This is a genomic window from Candidatus Syntrophosphaera thermopropionivorans, assembly GCF_004353895.1.
In the GTDB taxonomy this organism is placed as follows: Bacteria; Cloacimonadota; Cloacimonadia; order Cloacimonadales; family Cloacimonadaceae; genus Syntrophosphaera; species Syntrophosphaera thermopropionivorans.
The window spans coordinates 22,280-30,366 of the sequence record NZ_SMOG01000021.1 but is presented as its reverse complement, the minus strand read 5'-3'; the positions used below and the strand labels follow the sequence as shown (position 1 = coordinate 30,366).

The 8,087-nt window shown below is 36.7% G+C and carries 8 protein-coding genes; 1 reads left to right on the top strand and 7 read right to left on the bottom strand.

Features of this window, described 5'->3' with window-relative positions:
• Nucleotides 1–1,250: DNA polymerase III subunit gamma/tau (dnaX, locus tag E0946_RS05955; RefSeq protein ID WP_133201555.1), on the top strand; the 1,250-nt coding region annotated here is incomplete at its 5' end.
• 231 nt (nucleotides 1,251–1,481) lie between these two features.
• Here dnaX and phnC read toward each other — a convergent pair.
• From phnC to E0946_RS05920, 7 genes are all read right to left on the bottom strand, one after another.
• Nucleotides 1,482–2,222: a phosphonate ABC transporter ATP-binding protein gene (phnC, locus tag E0946_RS05950; protein ID WP_133201554.1), complete on the bottom strand. Its 741-nt coding sequence runs from the start codon at nucleotides 2,220–2,222 to the stop codon at nucleotides 1,482–1,484.
• A 9-nt stretch (nucleotides 2,223–2,231) separates the two neighbouring features.
• Nucleotides 2,232–3,161 (bottom strand): phosphate/phosphite/phosphonate ABC transporter substrate-binding protein, encoded by a 930-nt coding sequence (locus tag E0946_RS05945; RefSeq protein WP_133201553.1) that lies wholly within the window; start codon nucleotides 3,159–3,161, stop codon nucleotides 2,232–2,234.
• 77 nt (nucleotides 3,162–3,238) lie between these two features.
• Complete coding sequence (locus E0946_RS05940; protein WP_133201552.1) at nucleotides 3,239–4,504, bottom strand: DUF512 domain-containing protein; 1,266 nt, start codon at nucleotides 4,502–4,504, stop codon at nucleotides 3,239–3,241.
• A gap of 10 nt (nucleotides 4,505–4,514) precedes the next feature.
• Complete coding sequence (locus E0946_RS05935) at nucleotides 4,515–5,681, bottom strand: N-acetylmuramoyl-L-alanine amidase family protein (protein ID WP_243713766.1); 1,167 nt, start codon at nucleotides 5,679–5,681, stop codon at nucleotides 4,515–4,517.
• Nucleotides 5,638–6,588, bottom strand: a complete 951-nt coding sequence (locus tag E0946_RS05930; protein ID WP_133201551.1) for a radical SAM protein — start codon at nucleotides 6,586–6,588, stop codon at nucleotides 5,638–5,640. The genes E0946_RS05935 and E0946_RS05930 overlap by 44 nt, the downstream gene beginning before the upstream one ends.
• Nucleotides 6,585–6,977 (bottom strand): cytidine deaminase, encoded by a 393-nt coding sequence (locus tag E0946_RS05925; protein ID WP_133201550.1) that lies wholly within the window; start codon nucleotides 6,975–6,977, stop codon nucleotides 6,585–6,587. The genes E0946_RS05930 and E0946_RS05925 overlap by 4 nt, the downstream gene beginning before the upstream one ends.
• Nucleotides 6,974–8,083, bottom strand: a complete 1,110-nt coding sequence (locus E0946_RS05920) for a sodium ion-translocating decarboxylase subunit beta (protein WP_133201549.1) — start codon at nucleotides 8,081–8,083, stop codon at nucleotides 6,974–6,976. The genes E0946_RS05925 and E0946_RS05920 overlap by 4 nt, the downstream gene beginning before the upstream one ends.
• Nucleotides 8,084–8,087: the final 4 nt, after the last annotated feature.

Sequence of the window (8,087 nt, the reverse complement as noted above, 5' to 3'; positions counted from 1 at the left end):
CTTATAAGATTTATATTATTGATGAAGTTCATATGCTTTCCAAAAATGCCTTCAATGCACTTTTGAAAACATTGGAAGAGCCTCCAGACAATGTTATCTTTATCTTTGCTACTACTGAACCTTATAAAGTATTGCCAACTATCATTTCTCGTTGTCAGCGTTATGATTTTAAGCGAATACCGATTGATGCTATTGTTAAAAGAGTTGGTGAAATTATGCAGGAAGAGAATATTGAAATTGATGCAGAATCTCTCCATTTAATTGCCAGGAAAGCAGATGGAAGTTTACGAGATGCTCTATCTTTAGCTGACCAGGTGCTCTCCTATTGTGGAAATAAAGTTACTATTGATAAAGTTCGTGATATCTTTGGCTTGATTCCCACTCAAATCTATTGCAACATTATGAAACTTCTCCATTCAAAAAATAATGCAGGCTTATTACAGCAACTTCAGCATATCTTTGAAGGTGGGGCAGACTTACAGGAATTCATCAATAATCTCTTAGAATTTTTAAGGATTGTTCTTTTAAGAAAGATTGGAATGTCTCCAGAAGAAGTTACCAGTGAAGAATATCCCGCTTATGATGAGATTGCCAGCCTCTTCAGTCAGGAAAATTTGCTCTATATGATGAGTATGCTTATGCAAACAAGGACAGAACTTAAAAGCAGTGGCAATCCCTATTTAATTTTTGAACTGACAATGATTAAGCTCTGTAAACTTGATGAAATGGAGGATTTAGGGGAAGTTATTGCTCGTTTAAAATCGCAACCTCTGACTAAGGTTGTTCCTCAGACACCAAAACAAACAGTTTCTAAAGGGGCTACAACTCCCGTTAATATAGAAAGTAAGCCAGACATAATCCCCTCTGCGGAGCCAGAAGTTATTGATAAAAAGGAACTAACCCAGGAAAATCTCACTGAACTCTGGGATAAAATCGTAGCTCGGGTTATTCAGATTGGTAGAATGGCAGGTTTAGCTTTGAAAGAAGCAAACTTTAAAGTTAGCAGTGGCTTCAAAATCATTATCCAGTTATCCCGTAAATCTTCTCTGGATGCAGTTCAGGGGAAAAAAGAAGATATAGAGCAGATTATAGGTGAATATTTTCAAACTCAACCAAGATTGGAATTGGAATTAATTAGCGGCAATACTGTGGATTCTATTGTCATACCTCATAAAACTCTGGAAGATTTAAAAAAAATGAATGAGAATCTTGCTCGTTATATAGAAATTACCGATTCAAAACTCATATGATAATATATATTAAAATATTATATTATTATGTTGTCTTCCGAATTACCAGTTACCTGCTTGTCCCTTAGCTCTTTGGATAGGTAACCGCTAAGAAATAGGTAAGTTAGAGAAATTGTAAAAATCCTGATTTAAGGTGAAGAAGGCAATTCTGTAATTTACTCATTTATAATGACTTTATATCTATTCTATGACCGTTTCTATGTATAAATTTAGAGAATGCAATCTCTCTTTTTAAATTTCCTCTGCTTCTTCTCCATAAATCTCTTTAAATCTGACCTTATCTATATCTTCAGGATGACCTTCAAAGACTTTTATTCCTTGTTTTAAGCCTACCACTCTGTTTCCATAGCGACGGGCAAGAGTAAGAAAATGAAGAGAACAAATAACGGAAACTCCTTCCCGATTAATTTCTCCCAGATATTGCATAATAGAATCAGCGGTAGCGGGGTCTAAACTGGCAACTGGTTCATCTGCCAGGATTAGTTCTGGTTCTTGCATCAAAGCTCGTGCAATAGCCACTCTTTGTTGTTGCCCTCCAGAAAGTTGTCGCACCTGTTTATGTGCATATTCTTCCAGTCCCACTCTTTTTAGACATCGGTATGCAGCATCAATTTCCTCTGGGGTAAATTTTGAAATTACGCTATGATAACCCAGTCTACCAGTGAGTACATTTGTAAGGACAGTTAGATTTTTTACCAGATTAAATTGCTGGAATATCATACCAATATGTCTGCGATAAAGACGCAGTTCAGTTTTGTCCATTTTATTAACAGACTGTCCTTCATAGATTATATCTCCCGAAGTGGGTTCTATTAAGCGATTTATACAACGTAATAAGGTAGATTTTCCGCTTCCCGAAAGTCCGAGTAAAATAATAAAGTCGCTTTTTTCTAATTTAAAAGAAATATCTTGTAAAGCGTAGGTTTTATTATCGTAGGTCTTGTAGAGATTATTGATTTGAAGCTGTGACATTACCTCTTCTCAGTCATTCAGGAATGCACTTGGGTCTTTACCAAGCACTTTTAAGGTTTGACGCACGATATCATAATCTGCATCTGTTGCAGGTGCAAGACCATCTATATCATAGAGTTCACGCAGAATCTTTTTTCCTTCTGGTAGCTGAGAAAATTTAGTTAAAGCTTGAACCAGTTTTGCATCTACTTCTGGTGGGAGTCCTTTCCGGAAAGTGACCGTGTCATTAGGAATAGAATCCGTCAGAGCAATGATTTTTACTTTTTCAAAGATATCAGGATAAGTGCCCAGAAGTTTTTCCCGTGCATCTTTGGGTCTGCCTTGCGAATCCGGAGGTGACCAATAAGTGCAAGCGACATCTGCATTTCCATTATATACAGCAGCTATGGCTTGAGGATGACCACCAGCAAAAGTATATTTTGCAGGTTTAATACCCTTTTGCTGAAGTATAGCGGAAGGATAAATATATCCAGAAGTTGAAGCTGCATCGGTATAGGCAATAACTTTGCCTTCTATATCTTCCAGACTATTTATTCCACTGTCTGTTCTCGCAACAAATTGACCCCTATATTTGCTTAAACCATTCCGGATAGTCATAAATTTTACCTGTACATCATATTTTTCTTTTGCCAGTATATAGGCAAAAGTAGGAAGCCAGGCAACATCTGCTTGATAAGTACCAAGAGCCTCTATTACTGCTGCATAACTGGTAGGAACTGCAACTTTAAAACGATAACCGGTCTCTTTTTCCAGCCACTTTGCTATTGCTTCACCATTCGTAACAATGGTAGAAGCTTCCATAGAAGGGACAAAATACATCTTGATAGGATTCTTTTTTGAGCCAAGATTCTTATTTGCCTTTTCCAGTTTGTCCTGTTCACTCATACAGGAAACCAGAAATAGACTTATAAGACAAATTATTATAACACATTTTTTCATATGAAACATCCTTACATAAGAGTTATGGTTTTTTCTTTATAATTTATGATATTTAAGTTCTTAGCATACATAGCTCTTTAAATCCATTCCCAATCTTCAAAATAAGGGTCAACTATTAGAATCGGAACCTGTAATTTATCGTGAAGTTCCAATTGAGATACATCATCCAGAGTTAAACCATCTGTATTGAAAAGATTTTCAGGGATAATGATACTTTCTTGAGGAAAAGGTTGAACTTGACTCAGAATATCCGAAGCAGTAAGTAATCCACTTACACCAACATAGCCACCAAAGAAATTGTTCCTGATAGGCTGGACTTTCACACTGGTTTGCTTGAGATGATTATTGAGGTCATCAGCAATTTCTTGGAGAACAGTATTAGCAAGAGTTGAGGTCAATAACAAAAAATTTCCCCCTGCTTTATCAAGTTCTTTGATGAAACTTTTTCTCTTCTTCTCGTAGTTCATTAAAGTTAAACGCAGCATTCCAATACCATTTTCCAGCTGCGGAAAATCTCCATAATAATCAGCCTCAGGAATAGGAGTTTCTGTAAGAAGAAATAGTTCATCTGCTCCATAGATAATAGGGGATTTTTCTCTATATCTATCAATGATTTTCAGAGTTTCTAATGCCAGGTCTGAATTGAAGGGAGAAAGCGGAGTTAAGTGTTCTCTAAATCCAGTTAAACCTACTGGAACGATACCTATAGATAAAGCAGCAATAGATTCATTGAGTAAAGTTTCAAGAGTCTTTTCTAATTCTTCTCCACAGTTATAACCTGGAACTGCTACAATCTGCAGATGAAATTCTATGCCTTTTTGACTGAGTTCCATCAGAGTCTTCACTATGTCGTAATTTTCTTTATAGCGCATCATTTTCTGTCGTAAGGCTGGATTTGTGGTATGCACGGAAACATATAAGGGGCTTATGTGCTGATTCACTATACGGTTAATGTCCATAGACTCAAGATTATTAAGAGTGATATAATTTCCAAAAACATACGAAAAAAGATAGTCATCATCTTTAACATAAAGTGACTGCCTCATTTTAGGTGGCATCTGGTCTACAAAACAGAAAATACAATGATTACGGCATATGCGAACATTATGAGGTTCTGGTTCAATACCTAAGGTCTTTCCATTAACTCGTTCAATAGTGATGAATTTGGGTTCACCTTCTGTATCCAGCAATTCAAAATCCAGTTGATAATCATTTGAATAATATTCCAGGTCAAAGAAGTCATTAATGGGCATTGAATTAATGCTGATAATAGTATCCCCTTTTTTTATTCCTGCCTTGTGGGCAAGACTTCGGGGTTGAACAGCACTAATCTTTAAAGACATAATGAATAGATTAAGAGGTTAAACGAATACGGTCATAGTCATATTTGAAGCGTTTTATGCCTTCAAAGATTGCTTGAGCTATGCGGTCTTGGTATTTTGGATTAGCGAGCAGTGCTTCTTCTTCAGAATTGGAAATAAAACCCATCTCAATTAAGATAGCAGGCATAAAAGCTCCTCTAAGAACATAAAAATTAGCTTGCTTTACACCTCTATTTTTGGTTTGAGTACCAGCCACAAGATTGTGTTGCACGAGGGTGGCTAAATTGTTACTATGTTCCAGATGTTCAGTTTGAAGCATATCCATCAGGATAAAATCCAGAGCTTCATATTTTTGTTTTGCTCCCGCACCTTCATAAAGTTCTACCACACTATTTTCCAGAGCTTCCACTGCTCTACTTTCTGTGGTAGATTTGGTAGAAAGATAGTAGGTTTCTATTCCTTGCGCTCCATTAGTACGAGAAGCATTAGTATGAATACTGATAAAGAGGTCAGCTTTATTGTCATTAGCAAATTTTGTCCTATCTCCCAGAGAAACAAAACGGTCATCTGTTCTGGTCATCAAAACTTCCAGACCAAGTTCTTGTTCCAGTAATTGTTTTAACCTTAAAGCAACATTAAGATTTATGTGTGATTCACGCGTGCCATTAGGTCCTATTGCACCAGGGTCCTTTCCTCCGTGTCCAGGGTCAATCACAATTCTTTTTACACTTTTATCTTTGGGTTGAGGCAAATAAAGGGTGCCATTTTTATTCTGGATTTGACCTGGAAAATGCAAAGGTAGATTATCCATAATAAATGTAGTCGGAACAAAATAATGAGGTCCAACCTGTAGTAGAGGATATTGCATATTGAAAATGCTCTGTTTAAAAGTGTAAAAAGGGGAATTTAGCAGGAATATGAACTGTTCTCCATAGAAGAAAAACATCACTCTAAAATCAGTGAATTCGCTATATTCAACTTTATAAATTGAATAAAGTCGGGTATTTATCTCATCAAGTGAAACATAATCTTTAGATTCCAATTTTACCACTGGAAGAGACTGCTGAGTTCCATTAGGAGTTAGAACAAGTGTTATATCAGCTTGTAAATAACCCACCCATAAAATAGATAATAGAAGAAGGATATATTTAATTTTAGTCATTTCTTTTCTTTCCGTGAAAATGCAACTTCTTTTCATCAAAGACCTCATTATGAGGTTGAAAATCAGGTGTCCATTCGGGAGAACTGTAAAACTTTTGTAAATAGAGATTTTTAAAACCAAGAGCTTCAGCTGTTTCTACGGCTTCCTCATATTCTTCTCTTTTTAAACTTCGGTTAAGCTCTGGAAATTCATTTGCTCTACCTGCAGGATAATATTGTGCCATAAGACTGAGAGCAAGCTCAGGTCCAAAATGTTCATACAAAATATAAAGCACTTGTTTAGTGCTGGACAGATGATTGGGAAGTACCAGATGACGAACCAGTATACCTTTTTGAGCAATTCCTTCGGAATCAAGCTGAAGATGTCCTACTTGCCTGAACATTTCCTCTAATGCTATAATAGCTATTTCAGGATAATCTGTAGCTGACGAATATTTTTTACTGTAGAAGCTATGAGCATACTTGAAATCAGGAAGGTAAATATCTACTAAGCCTGCAAGAGATTGAAGAGTGGAAACATTTTCGTAAGCATTGCTATTCCAGAGTATAGGGATACTTAATCCATTTTCACGAGCTATTTTTATGGTCTGCACTAATTGAGGAGTATATTGAGTTGGAGAAACAAAATTAATATTATGAGCTCCCGCTTCTTGCAATTTTAACATTATTTGAGCACATTCTTCTTCATCATAATAGGTTCCCCAACCTAAATGAGAAATGGGATAATTCTGACAGAAAACACAACGCAGATTACAATAGGAGAAAAAGATAGTTCCGCTTCCATTAATACCGCTAAAAACAGGCTCTTCTCCATGATGCAGTTGAGCAAGATTTATCTTCAATCTATAGTCTGCTTTGCAAAAACCAGTTGTTTCATAACGATTGACCCGACAATTTTGTGGGCACACCTGACAATTTATTAATTGAGGGTATTGAAGATTCATATCTCCGACAGGGTAAAAGCTTGAGGCAACAAAGTATCCAGATCACTGAGAATACTGCCTAAACGATTGGCATAAAGAATATGGAGATTTGGATTAAATTCAGCCAGCACTTGACGACAGGCTCCACAAGGTGGAAATAATACTTCACCATCCACATAAATTGCCAGAGCTAAAAAATCTCTCTGTCCTGCAGCTACAGCTTGAAATACTGCATTTCGTTCTGCACAAATCGTCAAAGAATAGGAAGCATTTTCCACATTGCAACCAGTGAAGACAGTTCCATCAGAACAGAGTAATGCAGCTCCAACTTTATAGCCAGAATAAGGTGCATAGGCTTTTTCGGATGCGCTTTTAGCCTGATCCAAGAGAAGGTCAAAGTCTATATTCATAAATTCCCCAATAAAGCTAAAATCAATCCACCTGCTATAACTGAAGCTATCTGTCCACCAACATTAACACTAACGGCAGGCATTAAAAGAAAATTAAAGGGGTCTTCTTTCTGTCCCATTTGATGAACTACCCGAGCTGACATAGGAAAAGCAGAAATACCACAAGCTCCAATCATCGGATTGATTTTATTATGTTTACGGAATAGATTCATAAGCTTGGCGAAAAGAACTCCACCAGCTGTATCAAAGATAAATGCTATTAATCCTAAAACAAAGATTAGTAAAGTCTGAGGACGTAGAAAAGCTTCTCCTTTCATCGTGGAAGCAATGCTTAAGCCAAGAAAGATAGTGACGATATTTGCCAGTTCATTTTGAGCTGATTTGGCTAAATTATCCAGAACTCCACATTCTCGCAAGAGATTACCAAACATTAAAAAACCAATTAAAGCTACTGAAGCAGGAACAAAGATTCCCGCAATCAAGGTTATAGCAATAGGGAAGACGATTTTTATCACCTGAGGAACATCTCCAGAATGATAATCCATATGGATTTTTCGCTCTTCTCTGGAAGTTAAAAGTTTAATAATTGGCGGTTGAATGATAGGAACTAATGCCATATAAGAATAGGCGGCAACTGATATTGCGGGAAGAAGTTCACGAGCAAAACGATTGGCAACATAAATGGAAGTAGGACCATCAGCTGCTCCAATTATTCCTATAGCACCCGCTTGTTTCAAATCAAAGCCTAAAAGTGTTGCTACGGCAAGAGTAACAAAAATTCCCAGTTGAGCTGCAGCACCAAAAAGAAGCATAGAAGGATTTTTTAGTAAAGGGGTGAAATCTATCATAGCACCAATGCCAATAAAGATTAAAAGAGGGAAAAGCTCAGTGGCTATTCCAGCATCAAATAAAACTTGAAGGGGACCATGTGGACCAATAGCAGTAGATAATGGTATATTTGTAAGAATAGTGCCAAAACCAATAGGAAGAAGTAAGGTAGGTTCATATTTCTTTGCAATAGCCAGATAAATGAGCACCAATCCGATTAGAATCATCACCAATTGTTGCCATTGCAAAGCTAAGATACCACCAAATAATGTGCTCATCAGC

What these genes read in the sequence shown, in the direction of transcription:
- E0946_RS05925 (WP_133201550.1), bottom strand. Translation starts at nt 6,977, where the DNA reads ATGAATATAGACTTTGACCTTCTCTTGGATCAGGCTAAAAGCGCATCC.
- E0946_RS05920 (WP_133201549.1), bottom strand. Translation starts at nt 8,083, where the DNA reads ATGAGCACATTATTTGGTGGTATCTTAGCTTTGCAATGGCAACAATTG.
- E0946_RS05945 (WP_133201553.1), bottom strand. Translation starts at nt 3,161, where the DNA reads ATGAAAAAATGTGTTATAATAATTTGTCTTATAAGTCTATTTCTGGTT.
- E0946_RS05935 (WP_243713766.1), bottom strand. Translation starts at nt 5,681, where the DNA reads ATGAAAAGAAGTTGCATTTTCACGGAAAGAAAAGAAATGACTAAAATT.
- E0946_RS05930 (WP_133201551.1), bottom strand. Translation starts at nt 6,588, where the DNA reads ATGAATCTTCAATACCCTCAATTAATAAATTGTCAGGTGTGCCCACAA.
- phnC (WP_133201554.1), bottom strand. Translation starts at nt 2,222, where the DNA reads ATGTCACAGCTTCAAATCAATAATCTCTACAAGACCTACGATAATAAA.
- E0946_RS05940 (WP_133201552.1), bottom strand. Translation starts at nt 4,504, where the DNA reads ATGTCTTTAAAGATTAGTGCTGTTCAACCCCGAAGTCTTGCCCACAAG.